The organism is Pseudomonas poae (genome assembly GCA_028869255.1).
Taxonomy (GTDB): domain Bacteria; phylum Pseudomonadota; class Gammaproteobacteria; order Pseudomonadales; family Pseudomonadaceae; genus Aquipseudomonas; species Aquipseudomonas poae_C.
In genome coordinates this window covers 4,062,070-4,077,872 of the sequence record CP110972.1, presented here as the reverse complement: position 1 = coordinate 4,077,872, position 15,803 = coordinate 4,062,070, and the positions used below count along the sequence as shown (strand labels likewise).

The following is a 15,803-nucleotide window of genomic DNA, read 5'->3' as shown; positions in this document are numbered from 1 at the left end:
GCGAAGCGCTCCCACTCCAGCCGCCGCAGTTCTGCTGGTAGACCGACCGTGTTGACTGGTTTTGGGGCTGCTGCGCAGCCCAACGCGGGCAAGCCCGTTCTCCATAACAAGCCTGCTGCCACACGTTATGCGTTACTGATCGTCGAAGTACCGCTCATGCCAGTCCACCAGCGGCTGTGGGGAGTTGAGCTTTTGCCCGTAGATCACCGAATAAGACAGCACGTTCTGCACGTACTGGCGGGTTTCGTCGAACGGGATGCTTTCCACCCACACGTCGAAACTCAGGTGGTCTGCACCGCGCAGCCATTGGCGCACGCGGCCGGGGCCTGCGTTGTAGGCGGCGGAAGCGAGTACGCGGTTGCCGTTGAACTGGCTATGCACCTGGCTCAGGTAGGCCGCGCCAAGCTGGATATTTTTGTCCGGGTCCAGCACCTGGGCCGGGGAGGCCAGCGGGATGCTGAACTTGCGTGCGGTTTCCTTGGCGGTGCCGGGCATCAATTGCATCAGGCCGCTGGCGCCGACGCCGGAGCGAGCGTCGTCCATAAAGGCGCTTTCCTGGCGGGTGATAGCGAACACCCAGCTTGAATGCAGGCCACGCACCTTGGCTTCGCGCACCAGGGTGTCGCGGTGGGCCATCGGAAAGCGGATATCCAGGTCATCCCAGTACTGCGCCTGACTGATGGTGCGGATCGCCGGGAAGTACCACTTCATGTCATAGGCCAGCTTGGCCTGGGCGACCATTTCGTCGCGGTTGAAGTGGCGGCTGACGTGATACCACTCACGGCGGCCATCGACGATCTGGCCACGTGCATAGAACTCCAGGGCACGTCGCACGCCCGGGGTGTTACGCACCTTGTTGACCAGCGCCTGGCTCATCAGCAGCGGTTTGTTTTTCAGCTGGTACGGGGCCTTGGAGCGGTCGGCGGCGAGGAAACCGTAAAAATCACGTTCCTGCGCGAGGTTTTTGTACAGCACCAGCGGCTGCGGGTTTTTCGGCTCGGCCAGCTCCAGGCTGCGCGCCTGCCAGTAGCGCCAGCGGTTGGTGGTGGCCAGGTCTTGTGGGAGTTTACGGGTCAACTGGTAGGCATCTTCCCAGCGCGCCAGGCGCAACAGCAGGCGCAGGCGCCATTCGGAGACAGTGTTGTCGCGCAGCTCGGGGTCGTACTTGGTCATCACGTCCAGCGCACGCGGGTCGTAGCGGCGGGCGAGGGTCAGCCCGATCTCCCGGGCGATCGACACTTTTTCGTCACGCGAGAAGTGCATGCTGCTGGCGTAGCCGTCGAGCAAGGCCATGGCCTTGTCCGGGGCCTGGCGCGCCAGGCGGCGCAGGCCCAGGCCGACGGCGTCAGACATGGCCTCGTTGGCCGGCAGGAAGCGTGACGGGTCGCTCAGCATGTCGGGCTTTTGCGCCACGTCCACCATCAGGCGGCCGGTGGCGCCGAGGGTCGGCAAGGTTTTCACCAGGCTGTTGGCCAGCGCGTAATTGCGCGCTTCGGCCGCGAGCTTGGCGCGGTCCCAGATTTTTTGTTCGGTGAGCTGGCCGTCGGCGGCCCACTGGCCGAAGGTCGCATCACAGGCGGCCGGTTGGGATTTACCGGTCAGCCAGAGTTTTTCGGTGGTCTTGTAACCTTCAGCTTTCAGGTTATGGGTGAGCTGGAACTGAGCATGCAGGCAGTCCAGCTCGACGAAATTGAGTTTGGGGTCGTAGTACTTTTCAAAGGTCTGCCAGTCGCCACGCTCGGCCAGCCAGCGCAACCAGCGCAGCTTCATCCAGTTGGCCTGGGGCAGGTCGCCGTTTTTGGCGAGGAACTGTTCGATTTCCTCGTTGCTGGCGGTTTTCAAGCGAGCGGTCAGCTCGTCATAGGCCAGGTACGGCGTAAGCGGGTAATCGGCGAGGGCCTGGCTGTATTGCATATAGGGGCCGGTATCGCCCTTGGCCAAGGCGCGTTTGGCTTCATCGTAGTATTGACGTTGGGTGGTGAGGTCCACGGCCTGGGCGGATTGAACGGCGGTGGCGGAAAGAAGCAGACAAGATAAAAAGTTGAAAAGGCGACTGCGCATGAGACGTCCGTGCAGAGAAATCACGACTAGCACCGGCACCGCCGACACTGATTGCCCCTAGCTTAGCCTTTTGCCAGCGGCCGGCGAAAGCTTTGCCGGCCGGTTGGTTCAAGTTGCTGGGAAATGTCCTTCAGAACGTGTCTATAGCGAAAATGCCGACCGCATCCAAGCCTCAAGTCAGGTAGAATGCGCGCCCAGTTTTTGGAGAAGCGTATGACCCTGCTCAAATTCAGCGATGTGTCCCTTGCTTTCGGCGCTATGCCGTTGTTGGACAAGGTGTCCTGGCAGATCGCCCGTGGTGAGCGGGTGTGCATCATCGGCCGAAACGGCACCGGCAAGTCCAGCATGATGAAGCTGGTTAAAGGCGACCAGAAGCCCGACGACGGCTCTGTATGGCGCGCCCCGGGCCTCAAGATTGGCGAATTGCCGCAGGAATTGCCGGTGGCCGACGGACGGACAGTGTTCGACGTGGTTGCCGAAGGCCTGGATGGCGTGGGCGAGTTGCTCGCGCAATACCATCACCTGGCGCAGAACTGCGTCACCGAAGAAGACCTGGACAAGCTGATGCATGTCCAGCAAGACCTCGAAGCCCGTGACGGCTGGCGCTTGCAGCAACTGGTCGACAGCACCCTGAGCCGCCTGCAACTGCCGGCCGACAAGACCCTCGCCGAGTTGTCCGGCGGCTGGCGTCGCCGTGTGTTGCTGGCCCAGGCGCTGGTGTCCGAGCCGGACCTGCTGCTGCTCGACGAACCAACCAACCACCTGGACATCGGTGCGATCGCCTGGCTCGAAGAAGCCCTGAAGGATTTCCAGGGCGCCGTGCTGTTTATCACGCACGACCGTTCCTTCCTGCAAAACCTGGCCACGCGCATCCTCGAACTGGACCGTGGCGGCCTGATCGACTGGAACGGCGACTACGCCAGCTTCCTGGTGCACAAAGAGGCCACACTGGCGGCTGAAGAAACCGCGAACGCGCTGTTCGACAAGAAACTGGCCCAGGAAGAAGTCTGGATCCGCCAGGGCATCAAGGCGCGCCGCACCCGTAACGAAGGCCGCGTACGCGCCCTGAAAGCCCTGCGTGTTGAGCGCAGCGAGCGTCGCGAGCGCACAGGCAAGGCCAATATCCAGCTCGATACCGCCGACAAATCGGGCAAGCAGGTGATGGTGCTGGAGAATGTCAGCTTCCATCACCCCGACGGCCCGTTCCTGATCAAGGACTTCTCCATGGTCCTGCAGCGCGGCGACCGTATCGGGCTGCTGGGCGCCAACGGCACCGGCAAGACCACCTTGCTCAAGCTGATGCTCAACGGCCTGCAGCCGACCAGTGGCACCGTGGAAGAGGGCACGCGCATCGACGTGGCCTACTTCGACCAGTTGCGTCACCAGTTGGACCTGGAAAAAACCGTGATCGACAACGTGGCCGAAGGCCGCGACTTTATCGACATCGACGGCCAGAGCCGCCACGTGCTGAGCTACCTCGGCGACTTCCTGTTCAGCCCGCAGCGCGCACGTACGCCGGTCAAAGCCTTGTCCGGTGGTGAGCGCGCGCGCCTGCTGCTGGCCAAGCTGTTCAGCAAACCGGCCAACCTGCTGGTGCTCGACGAACCGACCAACGACCTCGACGTCGAAACCCTTGAACTGCTGGAGGAGGTGCTGCTGACCTTCAACGGCACCGTGCTGATGGTCAGCCACGACCGGGCATTCCTCGACAACGTGGTCACCAGCACCCTGGTCTTCGAAGGTGAAGGCAAGGTGCGTGAATACGTCGGTGGTTACCAGGACTGGCTGCGCCAGGGCGGCTCGCCGCGCCTGCTGGGCGTGACCGAGAGCAAGTCCGGCAAGGCCGACTTGACCTCGGCAGTCGTTGCCCCGGTGGCCGCCGCTGCACCTGTGCAGGAAGCCGCTCCGGCTGCCAAGAAGAAACTCAGCTACAAGCTGCAGCGCGAGCTGGAAGCCTTGCCGGGCGATATCGACGCCAAGGAACAGCAGATCGCCGCCGTAGAAGCGGAGATGGCTGACGCGGGTTTCTACCTGCGCCCGGCGGCGGAAACCGCCAAGGTCATTGCTTCCCTGGAGACGTTGAACCAGGAGCTGGAAGTGCTGATGGAGCGTTGGGCTGAGCTGGATGCCTGAGTGATCCGCAAGCAATAAAAAAACCCGGTGTTCATTTGATGAATGCCGGGTTTTTTATATGAAATGCGGTTCAAATGTGGGAGAGCTTGTGTGGGAGCAGGCTTGCCTGCGATAGCCTCACTGAGGTTGGACTGACAGACCGAGGTGCCGTTATCGCAGGCAAGCCAGCTCCCACACAAGCTAGCTCCTGCATTGGATATTCATCAGTCTTACTTACTGGTGTCTTTGACCAATTTAACGGCCAGCACATCACACGGCGCGCCGTGCAGCACATCATTGGCGGTGGAGCCCAGCAGCAGCGCCAGGCCGTGACGGCCATGGCTGCCGACCACGATCAGGTCGCAATGCTGTTCCTTGGCCAGGTGGTGGATCTCCTGGCGAGGTTGGCCGTAAGTGAGGTGGGAGTTTTCCTTGGTCACTTCCGGGTATTTGAGGATCAACCGGTCCAGGCGCTCTTTGGCCTGATCAAACTGCTGTTGCTGCAGTTGGGAAAGGTCCATCGGCACGTCGCCACCAAAGGCCATGGCCATAGGCTCGACAATGTGCACCAGTGACAGTTTGGCGTTGCTGGCGACCGCGAAGGCGCGGGCGCGCTTGATCACTGGATCGCACTCTTCGGTCAGGTCTACCGCGACCAGAATATGTTCGTAGGACATGGGGCGTTCCTCCAGGGGACTGCAATAGATTCAGTATGGCTGCTTTCAAGCGGATAGGGTTGCGTCAGATCAAATCCGCTCATCTGGAAATTCGGGAGTACACATATGACGGTCTGGATAGTGGTGTCAATCCTTGTGGTGGTTCTGAGCCCTCTGGCATGGCTGCGCCCCTCGCGCCATCAGAGCGGGCGCATGGCCCTGCGCATGGAGGCGCGCCGCATCGGCCTGGCCATGCAACTGGCGCCCCAGGAGTGGCCGCACTGGCTCAAGCAGGAGCCGCCGAGCCCGTGTGCGCAGTACTGCCGGCCACGGCGCGGGAGTGCGCCGGCGACCTGGAGCTACTGGCAGCTGGAACCGGGAGTCTGGGTCAATCAGTGGCGTGAGGTGTGCGTCGATGAAAAGTTGTTGCCGCATTTTGCAACGCTGCCGGCCAACGTCTACAAGGTCGAAGCCGACAAGCAAATGATCGCCCTGTACTGGGGCGAGAAGGGTGAGGCAAGCGTGTTGAACGCTATAGACGCGTTGCTCAAGGCCCTGGCTTGATGCCCGTGGATAAAAGCCAGGCAATAAAAAGCCCGACATCATCATCGGGCTGGGTTGGCCAGGCAGGCCGGTAAATCTGTATTTCCCGCGTCGGATGTTCATCCGCACGCGTTACGGTTGTCGCTAGCCTAGCGGTATATCCGGTTCTGTACAGTCTTTTCCCTCATCTTTTCTATTATTGATCCTGTGAATCTTTGAATATTGACGGAGCGCACGCCCGTGGCCGGGGTTCTGAAATGACTGGAAAGTCGCGTTTTTCCTAGCCCTTCGAGCGATTGACAATTGCCCTGAATTGGATGAAGGTGGCGTACCCAAATCAAACGGGCGTATGAATTGAGCGTTTGTCTGTCAGAACGCTCATACAGAATCCCGACTATCGCATTGGCGGGTGTGCCTGGCGGATTGGCATGAGCATTGACGCAACTATCAATGTCCAGCCAGAGGCCAGCGTCCAATGTGTACTGTTCAGCTTCCATATCGTGGAGATCAGTTGATGATTTACGAAGGTAAAGCCATCACGGTTAAGGCTCTTGAAAGTGGCATCGTCGAACTGAAATTCGACCTCAAGGGTGAGTCCGTCAACAAGTTCAACCGTCTAACCCTGAACGAACTGCGTCAGGCCGTAGACGCCATCAAAGCAGATGCTTCGGTCAAGGGCGTGATCGTTTCCAGCGGCAAGGACGTGTTTATCGTCGGCGCTGACATCACCGAATTCGTCGACAACTTCAAGCTGCCCGATGCCGAGCTGGTGGCTGGCAACCTCGAAGCCAACAAGATCTTCAGCGATTTCGAAGACCTCAACGTGCCGACCGTTGCCGCTATCAATGGCATCGCGTTGGGCGGCGGCCTGGAAATGTGCCTGGCCGCAGACTTCCGTGTCATGTCGGCGACCGCCAAAATCGGCCTGCCTGAAGTCAAGCTGGGCATCTACCCGGGCTTTGGTGGCACCGTGCGCCTGCCGCGCCTGATCGGTGCCGACAACGCCATCGAGTGGATTGCCGCCGGTAAGGAAAACAAGGCCGAAGACGCGCTGAAAGTCGGCGCCGTCGATGCTGTGGTTGCCCCGGACAAACTGGCAGAAGCCGCATTGAACCTGATCAAGGGCGCCATCAGCGGCGAATTTGACTACAAGGCCAAGCGTCAGCCGAAGCTGGAAAAACTCAAGCTCAACGCCATCGAACAAATGATGTCGTTCGAAACCGCCAAGGGTTTCGTGGCTGGCCAGGCCGGCCCGAACTACCCGGCGCCGGTTGAGGCGATCAAAACCATCCAGAAGGCCGCGAACTTCGGTCGCGACAAAGCCCTGGAAGTGGAAGCGGCAGGCTTCGTCAAACTGGCGAAAACCTCGGCTGCCCAGAGCCTGATCGGCTTGTTCCTGAACGATCAGGAACTGAAGAAAAAGGCCAAGGCCTACGACGAGATTGCCCGCGACGTGAAACAGGCTGCCGTACTCGGCGCCGGTATCATGGGCGGCGGTATCGCCTATCAGTCGGCGTCCAAAGGCACGCCGATCCTGATGAAAGACATCAACGAGCACGGCATTGAGCAGGGCCTGGCGGAAGCCGCCAAGCTGCTGGTGGGCCGCGTTGATAAAGGTCGCATGACCGCTGCGAAAATGGCTGAAGTGCTTAACGGCATTCGTCCTACGCTGTCCTACGGCGATTTCGGCCACGTCGACCTGGTTGTCGAAGCCGTTGTCGAAAACCCGAAGGTCAAGCAGGCCGTACTGGCCGAAGTGGAAGCCCAGGTTAAAGAAGACACTATCCTGGCCTCGAACACCTCGACCATTTCCATCTCGCTGCTGGCCAAGGCCCTCAAGCGTCCGGAAAACTTCGTCGGCATGCACTTCTTCAACCCGGTGCACATGATGCCGCTGGTGGAAGTAATCCGTGGCGAGAAGTCCAGCGAGCTGGCCGTTGCCACCACCGTTGCCTACGCCAAGAAAATGGGCAAGAACCCGATCGTGGTCAATGACTGCCCGGGCTTCCTGGTCAACCGCGTGCTGTTCCCGTACTTCGGCGGTTTCGCCAAGCTGGTCAGCGCCGGTGTGGACTTCGTGCGCATCGACAAAGTCATGGAAAAATTCGGCTGGCCAATGGGCCCGGCGTACCTGATGGACGTGGTCGGTATCGACACCGGCCACCACGGCCGCGACGTGATGGCTGAAGGCTTCCCGGACCGCATGAAAGACGACCGCCGCTCGGCGATCGACGCGCTCTACGAGGCCAAGCGCCTGGGCCAGAAGAACGGCAAGGGCTTCTATGCCTACGAGGCCGACAAGAAGGGCAAGCAGAAGAAAGTCGCCGACCCGTCGGTACATGAAGTGCTCGCGCCAGTCATCTACGAGCAGCGTGAGGTGTCCGACGAGGACATCATCAACTGGATGATGATCGCCCTGTGCCTGGAAACCGTGCGTTGCCTGGAAGACGGCATTGTCGAAACCGCCGCTGAAGCCGATATGGGCCTGGTGTACGGTATTGGTTTCCCTCCATTCCGTGGTGGTGCGCTGCGTTACATCGACTCGATCGGTGTGGCTGAGTTCGTTGCCCTGGCTGACAAATACGCTGATTTGGGCCCGCTGTACCACCCGACCGCGAAGCTGCGTGAGATGGCCAAAAACGGCCAGCGCTTCTTCGGTTAAGCGACCCTGACACTTGAGCGAGAATATTTATGAGCTTGAATCCAAGAGACGTGGTGATTGTCGACTTCGGTCGCACGCCGATGGGCCGCTCCAAGGGCGGCATGCACCGCAACACCCGTGCCGAAGACATGTCGGCGCACCTGATCAGCAAACTGCTGGAACGTAACGTCAAGGTCGACCCGAACGAAGTCGAAGACGTGATCTGGGGCTGCGTCAACCAGACCCTGGAGCAGGGCTGGAACATCGCGCGCATGGCGTCGTTGATGACCCAGATCCCGCACACCGCTGCCGGGCAGACCGTGAGCCGTCTGTGCGGTTCGTCGATGAGTGCGCTGCACACCGCCGCCCAGGCGATCATGACCGGTAACGGCGATGTGTTCGTGGTCGGTGGCGTGGAGCACATGGGCCACGTCAGCATGATGCATGGCGTTGATCCTAACCCGCACATGTCGCTGTACGCGGCAAAAGCCTCGGGCATGATGGGCCTCACCGCAGAAATGCTCGGCAAAATGCACGGCATTACCCGCGAAGCTCAGGACGCCTTCGGCCTGCGCTCCCACCAGCTTGCCCACAAGGCGACCGTGGAAGGCAAGTTCAAGGATGAAATCATCCCGATGAACGGCTACGACGAGAACGGTTTTCTGAAACTGTTCGACTACGACGAAACCATTCGTCCGGATACCACCCTGGAAAGCTTGGCGGCCCTCAAGCCGGCCTTCAATCCAAAGGGCGGCACCGTGACAGCCGGTACTTCGTCGCAAATCACCGACGGTGCTTCGTGCATGATCGTGATGTCGGCGCAGCGTGCCCAGGACCTGGGTATCCAGCCGCTGGCCGTGATTCGTTCGATGGCTGTGGCGGGTGTGGACCCGGCGATCATGGGCTATGGTCCAGTACCGGCCACACAAAAAGCCTTGAAGCGCGCGGGCCTGACCATCTCTGATATCGACTTCTTCGAGCTCAACGAAGCTTTCGCCGCACAGGCCTTGCCAGTGCTGAAAGATCTGAAAGTGCTCGACAAGATGAATGAGAAGGTTAACCTGCACGGCGGCGCGATTGCCCTGGGCCACCCATTCGGTTGCTCCGGTGCGCGTATCTCCGGCACTTTGCTTAACGTGATGAAGCAAAATGGCGGCAACCTTGGGGTTGCAACCATGTGCATTGGTCTCGGCCAAGGCATCTCCACCGTCTTCGAACGTATCTAATCGTTTCGTCGACGGAAGCCGGGGCCCAGTGCCCCGGTTTTTGTTTTTTGGAATTTTTAATATTTTTTTTAACAAATTTTGTAAGAGGGCCAGAGCATGAAAGTCGAACCAGGGCTCTACCAACATTATAAAGGTCCGCAGTACCGGGTTTTTAACGTGGCACGGCACTCCGAGACCGAAGAAGAAGTGGTGTTTTACCAAGCACTGTATGGCGATTACGGCTTTTGGGTACGCCCAGTGAGCATGTTCCTGGAGACTGTCGAAGTTGACGGCGAGCAGGTCCCGCGCTTTGCTTTGGTCCAGGCCGAACCCAGTCTTTTTTCAGGGCAATAACGGCAGGCCGCGCAGAATGCTGCGCTTGACCTCACCTTGTTGCCACTATATATAGCGTTGCCGCGACAGGCGCCAACTGCCTTTCACTTCTCGAATTCAGGAATTTTCCGATCCATGGGCAAATCGCTGGTCATTGTGGAATCCCCGGCTAAGGCCAAGACCATCAACAAGTACTTGGGCAACGAGTACGTGGTGAAGTCGAGTATCGGCCATATCCGAGACCTGCCCACCAGCGGTTCGGCTAGCGCCAGCAAGGAGCCTGCCGCCAAACGCGGCAAGGCGGCTGCGGGCGAAGGTCCGGTGCTCAGCCCTAAAGAGAAAGCGCGCAAGCAGCTGGTCTCGCGTATGGGGGTGGACCCGGATCATGGCTGGAAGGCCAAGTACGAAATCCTTCCAGGCAAGGAAAAGGTCATTGAAGAGCTGCGCCGGCTCGCCAAAGATGCTGACACCATCTATCTCGCGACGGACTTGGACCGCGAAGGGGAAGCCATTGCCTGGCACCTGCGGGAAGCCATCGGCGGTGATGACAGCCGCTACAAGCGCGTGGTGTTCAACGAAATCACCAAAAAAGCTATCCAGGAAGCCTTCTCCAAGCCGGGCGAACTGGACATCGACCGTGTTAACGCCCAGCAGGCCCGGCGTTTCCTCGACCGCGTTGTGGGTTACATGGTCTCGCCGCTGCTGTGGGCCAAGATCGCCCGTGGCCTGTCCGCCGGCCGTGTGCAATCGGTCGCGGTAAAGCTGGTGGTGGAGCGTGAGCGCGAGATCCGTGCGTTCAACCCCGAAGAATACTGGGAAGTCCACGCCGACCTGGGCACTGCCAAAGGCGCCAACGTGCGCTTTGAAGTGGCCCGCGAAAAAGGCGAGGCGTTCAAGCCGCTGAACGAAGCCCAGGCCATGGCCGCGCTGGAGAAGCTCAAGGCTTCCAGCTACAGCATCGTCAAGCGCGAAGACAAACCGACCAGCAGCAAGCCGTCGGCGCCGTTCATCACCTCCACCCTGCAACAGGCCGCGAGTAACCGCCTGGGCTTCGGTGTGAAGAAAACCATGATGATGGCCCAGCGCTTGTATGAAGCCGGCTACATCACGTACATGCGTACCGACTCCACCAACCTGTCGGTGGACGCGGTGGCGATGGCGCGTACTTATATTGAAAGCGAATTCGGCAAGAAGTACCTGCCGGAGAAGCCAAACGTCTACAGCAGCAAAGAGGGCGCCCAGGAGGCTCACGAAGCGATTCGTCCTTCCGATGCCAACACCGAGCCAAGCAAGCTCAGTGGCATGGAGCGTGACGCTGAGCGCCTCTACGAGCTGATCTGGCGCCAGTTCCTGGCCTGCCAGATGCTGCCGGCGCAATACCTGTCTACCACCGTGAGCGTGGGCGCTGGCGACTTCGAGCTGCGTGCCAAGGGCCGTATCCTCAAGTTCGATGGCTACACCCGCGTAATGCCGCAAATCGCCAAGCCAGGTGATGACGACGTGCTGCCGGACATGGCCCAGGGCGACACGTTGAAGCTGATCAAGCTCGACCCGTCCCAGCACTTTACCAAGCCGCCGGCGCGTTATTCGGAAGCGAGCCTGGTGAAAGAGATGGAAAAACGCGGCATTGGCCGTCCTTCGACCTACGCGGCGATCATCTCGACCATCCAGGACCGTGGCTACGTGGCGCTGCACAACCGTCGTTTCTATTCGGAAAAGATGGGTGACATCGTTACCGAGCGCCTGTCCGAGAGCTTTTCCAACCTGATGGACTACGGCTTCACCGCCGGCATGGAAGAGAACCTCGATGACGTGGCCCAGGGCGAGCGCGACTGGAAAAACGTGCTCGACGAGTTCTACGGCGACTTCAAGAAAAAACTCGAAGTGGCCGAAAGCCCTGAAAGCGGCATGCGCGCCAACCAGCCGGTGATGACTGACATCCCGTGCCTGACCTGCGGCCGTCCGATGCAGATTCGTACCGCGTCTACCGGTGTGTTCCTCGGTTGCTCGGGCTACAGCCTGCCGCCGAAAGAGCGCTGCAAGGCCACCGTCAACCTGGTGCCGGGCGATGAAATTGCCGCGGACGACGAGGGTGAATCCGAGTCGCTGGTACTGCGTGGCAAGCACCGCTGCCCGATCTGCAGCACGGCGATGGATGCCTACCTGCTCGACGAGAAGCACAAATTGCACATCTGCGGTAACAACCCGGATTGCGACGGCTACGAGATCGAAGAGGGCAGTTACCGGATCAAGGGCTATGAAGGCCCGAGCCTGGAATGCGACAAGTGCGGCAGCGAGATGCAGCTCAAGACCGGCCGTTTCGGCAAGTTCTTCGGCTGCACCAACCCGACGTGCAAGAACACCCGCAAACTGCTGAAAAGCGGTGACGCAGCGCCGCCGAAGATGGACCCGGTGAAGATGCCTGAACTCAAGTGCGAGAAGGTCAACGACACCTACATCCTGCGTGATGGCGCTTCGGGGCTGTTCCTGGCCGCCAGCCAGTTCCCGAAAAACCGCGAGACCCGTGCGCCGTTGGTGCTGGAGATCGTGCCGCACAAAGACGAGATCGATCCGAAGTACCACTTCCTGTGTGAAGCGCCGAAGAAGGATCCTGACGGTCGCCCGGCCGTGATCCGCTACAGCCGCAAGACCAAGGAGCAGTACGTGCAATCGGAAGTGGATGGCAAGCCTACCGGCTGGAAAGCGTTCTACGACGGTGGCAAGTGGAAGGTCGAGGACAAGCGCCAGGGCGCTTGATCGTCTAATCTGCGAAATATAAAGGCCGCCTGCACAGGCGGCCTTTTTTTGCGCTTGCAGTAGTCTCGGCTGATCCGTGACACTGTTAAGCCAGCATCACGCCTATTCGTTGTGGAGACTGCCGTTATGGCCAACGAACTCTATACCCGTACCAATCAGAAAATTTACTTCGCGGGTTTGTCCCTGGAAGCCCTTGGCCGCGCCGAGGAAGGGAAGGAGATGAATGCCATCGCGTTGGTCCAGGCGGGGCGTGAGGCGGCGTTGTTCCACCTGTATGGTGCGTTGCTGGGGCTGTGTCATGAGATCGCCGGGTTCTACCGCTTGCCCCAGGCTGGCTCGCCGCGGGCGGAAATGATCATGAACCACGAAGTGCTGGACAGCATGGCGATTCCCGAGTTGGCTGAGCTGGTGGAAATGGCGCAGAGCCCGGACAGTTGGATCGCACGCTTGCTCAAGGCGCATGCTGACATGTTCCAGCCGCCACGCGTGCCGCATGTGCCCAAGGGGGATGTGACACAGCCGCTGATCGTCGCTGTTGCACTGGAAGAGGATGAGCCCAAGCCCTTGAGCCGTGAAGAACTGGAGAGCTGGCGGCAGGAGCTGAAGAAGATGGCGCTGCGGTTTCGGGAAGGCTTGAACGAGTGCTGAGGCCTTTGCGCCTATTAAATGTGGGAGCTGGCTTGCCTGCGATGGCATCCATTGAGTGTGTCTGATACACCGAGGTGTCGGTATCGCAGGCAAGCCAGCTCCCACCCGGATCCCGGTAGTTCTCGTGAGCACCGTTCATCAAGCCGTAAAGAAACCTCTTCAGATCCTCAGCGATGCCGGGTGGATGACTGATATAATCCCGGCCTTTCGTGGAGAACAGACTTTTATGCCGACGTCCTTTCTGGAAATTGTTGAACTGCCTGACGGTCGAATCGAACTGCGCCGGGCTGAGGACGAGGGTTCTCTGGTTATTCTGGATTTTTCCGAGGACGCCAAAGCGTTCCTGCAAGGCCAGCACGTAGAAGTGGCAAAAGCCATGTTGAGCGTGGGTGTGCAGATGGCAGGTCGCCTGGCAGAAGGCGAGCCGGAGAAAGAAGATGGGCCGCGGGTTCTTCATTGATCTCCAGGGTGAAAGGGGCTGTCGTGGTGCGCAGGCTTGTGTAGTGAGCGGGCGTACGTGACGAGCGAGCTTCTGTGGCGAGCGAGCTTGCTCGCGTTGGGCTGCGAAGCGGCCCTAAAACCAAGCGCCGTGGCATAACGGATATACCGCATTAATCTATTTAGGACTGCTTCGCAGTCCAACGCGAGCAAGCTCGCTCGCCACACAAGCTCGTTCACCACATAAGCCCGCTCGCTACACAAGCCCTTACACACAAGCCCCACACACAAGCTTGCTTATCAAAACAAGCTCGTTCCGCGCTTACCCCAATCGAATATTCAAGCTCTGTGCATCGCCCGTACGTGCGGCGCTGATCAGCTGTTGCTTGGCGGTCGCATTCAGCGGGTTCAGCCAGCTCACCACCGTATGGCTGCGGCCCAGGCGCAGGGCTTCGCAGGTCAACTGCTGGGCACTTTGTGTGCCGCGTGGTTGCAGCAACAGGATGCGCTCGCGGTTGAGGCCGGCGTCCCGAAGCCATGCCTGGGTCAGGCTGGCAGGCGGGGCGATCAGCGTCAGCCAGCGGGCGTTCTGTTCTTCGCTCAATTCGCGAAGGATCGGCGCCAGCAGGCTCAGGCAGCTCCCAGCTGCACCGCGCAACGACAATTCACTGAACACCTCGGGTTCGGCGCCCCAGGGCGCCTCGACCGTTTCCTTGAGTAGCGGCGCAAGGGGTTGGGCCATAAAGGCCTCGAACAGCGACAGTTGTGTGTGTTGGGGGGTGTGCACGAGCTGCATGATGTCTCCTTTAGCGGCGAATGACGCCGACACTCAAGCCTTCGATCACCAGGTCCTGATCTTTCAGGTTCACTTCAATCGGGGCGAACTCAGGGTTCTCGGCCAGAAGCCAGACCTTGCTGCCTTCGCGTTTGAAGCGTTTGACGGTGACTTCATCGCCGATACGCGCCACGACGATCTGGCCATTGCGGGCTTCGCGGGTGGTGTGGACGGCCAGCAGGTCGCCATCGAAAATACCCACGTCCTTCATACTCATGCCGTGGACCCGTAGCAGGTAGTCGGCGCGCGGATGGAAGAAGGTAGGGTTGATGTTGCAGGACTCTTCGACGTGCTGCTGCGCCAGGATCGGCGCACCGGCGGCGACGCGGCCAATGATCGGCAGTGTCGATTCGTCGGCCTTGGCTTCGAAGCCAGGGATGCGAATACCGCGTGAAGCACCCGGGGTCATCTCGATCGCGCCTTTGCGGGCGAGGGCCTTGAGGTGTTCTTCGGCGGCGTTGGGGGACTTGAACCCCAGTTCCAGCGCAATTTCCGCTCGCGTCGGCGGGTAGCCGTTGTCATCGAGGCAGCGCTTGATAAAAGCCAGAATCTCAGCTTGGCGTGGCGTCAGTTTTAGCATGTTGATCGCTCTGTCTTTTTATACAGTGACTGGGATTATATACAGTGAACTGCGCTTGGCAATCATCCTTTTCAGGCACTCCGCTGGACGGTCATTCGCCACCCGTCCTACAGGGCGCGGAGAGCGCTGCCTACAGACCCGTATGGATGTGATTAAATAGCAACGAAATAGATGACTGCCCGGCCGGAAAACGGACTCGCAGGCTTGACAAGACACAACCTGAAACGTATGTTTCAAACAAGTGTTTGTCAGGCGGAGTAGCCATGGCCCAGTCGGAAACCGTTGAACGCATTCTCGATGCTGCCGAGCAATTGTTCGCGGAAAAAGGATTTGCTGAAACTTCATTGCGGCTGATCACCAGCAAGGCAGGGGTCAACCTTGCTGCGGTGAACTACCATTTCGGCTCGAAAAAAGCCCTGATCCAGGCGGTATTCTCGCGCTTTCTGGGGCCGTTCTGTGCCAGCCTCGATCGTGAGCTTGAGCGCCGCCAGGCCAAGGCAGACCACAAGCCGAGCCTGGAAGACCTGCTGGAAATCCTCGTGGAGCAAGCGCTGGTGGTTCAACCGCGCAGCGGCAACGACCTGTCGATCTTCATGCGCCTCTTGGGCTTGGCGTTCAGCCAGAGCCAGGGCCACCTGCGGCGTTATCTTGAAGATATGTACGGCAAGGTATTTCGCCGCTATATGTTGCTGGTCAACGAAGCCGCGCCGCGTATCCCGCCTATCGAGCTGTTCTGGCGTGTGCACTTCATGCTGGGTGCGGCGGCATTCAGCATGTCCGGGATCAAGGCGTTGCGTGCGATTGCCGAGACCGATTTCGGCGTCAACACCTCCATTGAGCAGGTGATGCGCCTGATGGTGCCGTTCCTGGCTGCTGGCATGCGTGCTGAAAGCGGCGTGACCGACCAGGCCATGGCCGCCGCCCAGTTGCGCCCACGCAACAAATCGACACCCAGCGCCGCCAAGGTTTGACTGCCCCGGGTGTGCGCGGCCGC

13 protein-coding genes are annotated in these 15,803 nt (G+C 59.8%); 9 read left to right on the top strand and 4 right to left on the bottom strand.

What is annotated here, in order from left to right; all coding sequences use genetic code 11:
- Positions 1-132 precede the first annotated feature (132 nt).
- Positions 133-2,061, bottom strand: coding sequence for a transglycosylase SLT domain-containing protein (locus LRS56_18395; protein ID WDU60825.1), 1,929 nt, complete (start codon positions 2,059-2,061; stop codon positions 133-135).
- A gap of 213 nt (positions 2,062-2,274) precedes the next feature.
- On the opposite strand from LRS56_18395, the gene LRS56_18390 reads away from it, so the two are divergent.
- Positions 2,275-4,194: an ATP-binding cassette domain-containing protein gene (locus tag LRS56_18390; GenBank protein ID WDU60824.1), complete on the top strand. Its 1,920-nt coding sequence runs from the start codon at positions 2,275-2,277 to the stop codon at positions 4,192-4,194.
- Between the two features lie 209 nt (positions 4,195-4,403).
- On the opposite strand, the gene LRS56_18385 is transcribed toward LRS56_18390, so the two are convergent.
- Positions 4,404-4,850, bottom strand: a complete 447-nt coding sequence (locus tag LRS56_18385; GenBank protein ID WDU60823.1) for a universal stress protein — start codon at positions 4,848-4,850, stop codon at positions 4,404-4,406.
- 105 nt (positions 4,851-4,955) lie between these two features.
- On the opposite strand from LRS56_18385, the gene LRS56_18380 reads away from it, so the two are divergent.
- The 7 genes from LRS56_18380 (at position 4,956) to LRS56_18350 (ending at position 13,416) form a co-directional block, all read left to right on the top strand.
- Positions 4,956-5,393: a hypothetical protein gene (locus LRS56_18380; protein ID WDU60822.1), complete on the top strand. Its 438-nt coding sequence runs from the start codon at positions 4,956-4,958 to the stop codon at positions 5,391-5,393.
- 493 nt (positions 5,394-5,886) lie between these two features.
- On the top strand, positions 5,887-8,034 hold the full coding sequence (fadB, locus tag LRS56_18375; GenBank protein ID WDU60821.1) for a fatty acid oxidation complex subunit alpha FadB: 2,148 nt from the start codon (positions 5,887-5,889) through the stop codon (positions 8,032-8,034).
- A gap of 29 nt (positions 8,035-8,063) precedes the next feature.
- Positions 8,064-9,239, top strand: coding sequence for an acetyl-CoA C-acyltransferase FadA (gene fadA / locus LRS56_18370; protein ID WDU60820.1), 1,176 nt, complete (start codon positions 8,064-8,066; stop codon positions 9,237-9,239).
- 96 nt (positions 9,240-9,335) lie between these two features.
- Positions 9,336-9,572 carry a DUF1653 domain-containing protein gene (locus tag LRS56_18365; protein ID WDU60819.1) on the top strand — a complete coding sequence of 79 codons (237 nt, stop codon included), beginning with the start codon at positions 9,336-9,338 and terminating at the stop codon, positions 9,570-9,572.
- A gap of 114 nt (positions 9,573-9,686) precedes the next feature.
- Positions 9,687-12,308 carry a type I DNA topoisomerase gene (gene topA, locus LRS56_18360; GenBank protein WDU60818.1) on the top strand — a complete coding sequence of 874 codons (2,622 nt, stop codon included), beginning with the start codon at positions 9,687-9,689 and terminating at the stop codon, positions 12,306-12,308.
- A 126-nt stretch (positions 12,309-12,434) separates the two neighbouring features.
- On the top strand, positions 12,435-12,956 hold the full coding sequence (locus tag LRS56_18355; protein ID WDU60817.1) for a PasA protein: 522 nt from the start codon (positions 12,435-12,437) through the stop codon (positions 12,954-12,956).
- A gap of 226 nt (positions 12,957-13,182) precedes the next feature.
- Complete coding sequence (locus LRS56_18350) at positions 13,183-13,416, top strand: hypothetical protein (protein WDU65775.1); 234 nt, start codon at positions 13,183-13,185, stop codon at positions 13,414-13,416.
- A gap of 300 nt (positions 13,417-13,716) precedes the next feature.
- Here the strand turns inward: LRS56_18350 and LRS56_18345 are convergent, their stop codons facing one another.
- Both LRS56_18345 and lexA read right to left on the bottom strand, forming a co-directional pair.
- A complete protein-coding gene (locus tag LRS56_18345) occupies positions 13,717-14,190 on the bottom strand; it encodes a SulA-like leucine-rich domain-containing protein (protein ID WDU60816.1) in 474 nt (157 codons plus the stop codon).
- Positions 14,191-14,200: 10 nt separating this feature from the next.
- Positions 14,201-14,809, bottom strand: a complete 609-nt coding sequence (gene lexA, locus LRS56_18340; GenBank protein WDU60815.1) for a transcriptional repressor LexA — start codon at positions 14,807-14,809, stop codon at positions 14,201-14,203.
- 263 nt (positions 14,810-15,072) lie between these two features.
- Between lexA and LRS56_18335 the strand changes: the two genes are divergently transcribed.
- Positions 15,073-15,780 (top strand): TetR family transcriptional regulator, encoded by a 708-nt coding sequence (locus LRS56_18335; protein ID WDU60814.1) that lies wholly within the window; start codon positions 15,073-15,075, stop codon positions 15,778-15,780.
- The last annotated feature ends 23 nt before the right edge of the window (positions 15,781-15,803 follow it).

What these genes read in the sequence shown, in the direction of transcription:
- LRS56_18395 (WDU60825.1), bottom strand. Translation starts at nt 2,061, where the DNA reads ATGCGCAGTCGCCTTTTCAACTTTTTATCTTGTCTGCTTCTTTCCGCC.
- LRS56_18390 (WDU60824.1), top strand. Translation starts at nt 2,275, where the DNA reads ATGACCCTGCTCAAATTCAGCGATGTGTCCCTTGCTTTCGGCGCTATG.
- LRS56_18385 (WDU60823.1), bottom strand. Translation starts at nt 4,850, where the DNA reads ATGTCCTACGAACATATTCTGGTCGCGGTAGACCTGACCGAAGAGTGC.
- LRS56_18380 (WDU60822.1), top strand. Translation starts at nt 4,956, where the DNA reads ATGACGGTCTGGATAGTGGTGTCAATCCTTGTGGTGGTTCTGAGCCCT.
- fadB (WDU60821.1), top strand. Translation starts at nt 5,887, where the DNA reads ATGATTTACGAAGGTAAAGCCATCACGGTTAAGGCTCTTGAAAGTGGC.
- fadA (WDU60820.1), top strand. Translation starts at nt 8,064, where the DNA reads ATGAGCTTGAATCCAAGAGACGTGGTGATTGTCGACTTCGGTCGCACG.
- LRS56_18365 (WDU60819.1), top strand. Translation starts at nt 9,336, where the DNA reads ATGAAAGTCGAACCAGGGCTCTACCAACATTATAAAGGTCCGCAGTAC.
- topA (WDU60818.1), top strand. Translation starts at nt 9,687, where the DNA reads ATGGGCAAATCGCTGGTCATTGTGGAATCCCCGGCTAAGGCCAAGACC.
- LRS56_18355 (WDU60817.1), top strand. Translation starts at nt 12,435, where the DNA reads ATGGCCAACGAACTCTATACCCGTACCAATCAGAAAATTTACTTCGCG.
- LRS56_18350 (WDU65775.1), top strand. Translation starts at nt 13,183, where the DNA reads ATGCCGACGTCCTTTCTGGAAATTGTTGAACTGCCTGACGGTCGAATC.
- LRS56_18345 (WDU60816.1), bottom strand. Translation starts at nt 14,190, where the DNA reads ATGCAGCTCGTGCACACCCCCCAACACACACAACTGTCGCTGTTCGAG.
- lexA (WDU60815.1), bottom strand. Translation starts at nt 14,809, where the DNA reads ATGCTAAAACTGACGCCACGCCAAGCTGAGATTCTGGCTTTTATCAAG.
- LRS56_18335 (WDU60814.1), top strand. Translation starts at nt 15,073, where the DNA reads ATGGCCCAGTCGGAAACCGTTGAACGCATTCTCGATGCTGCCGAGCAA.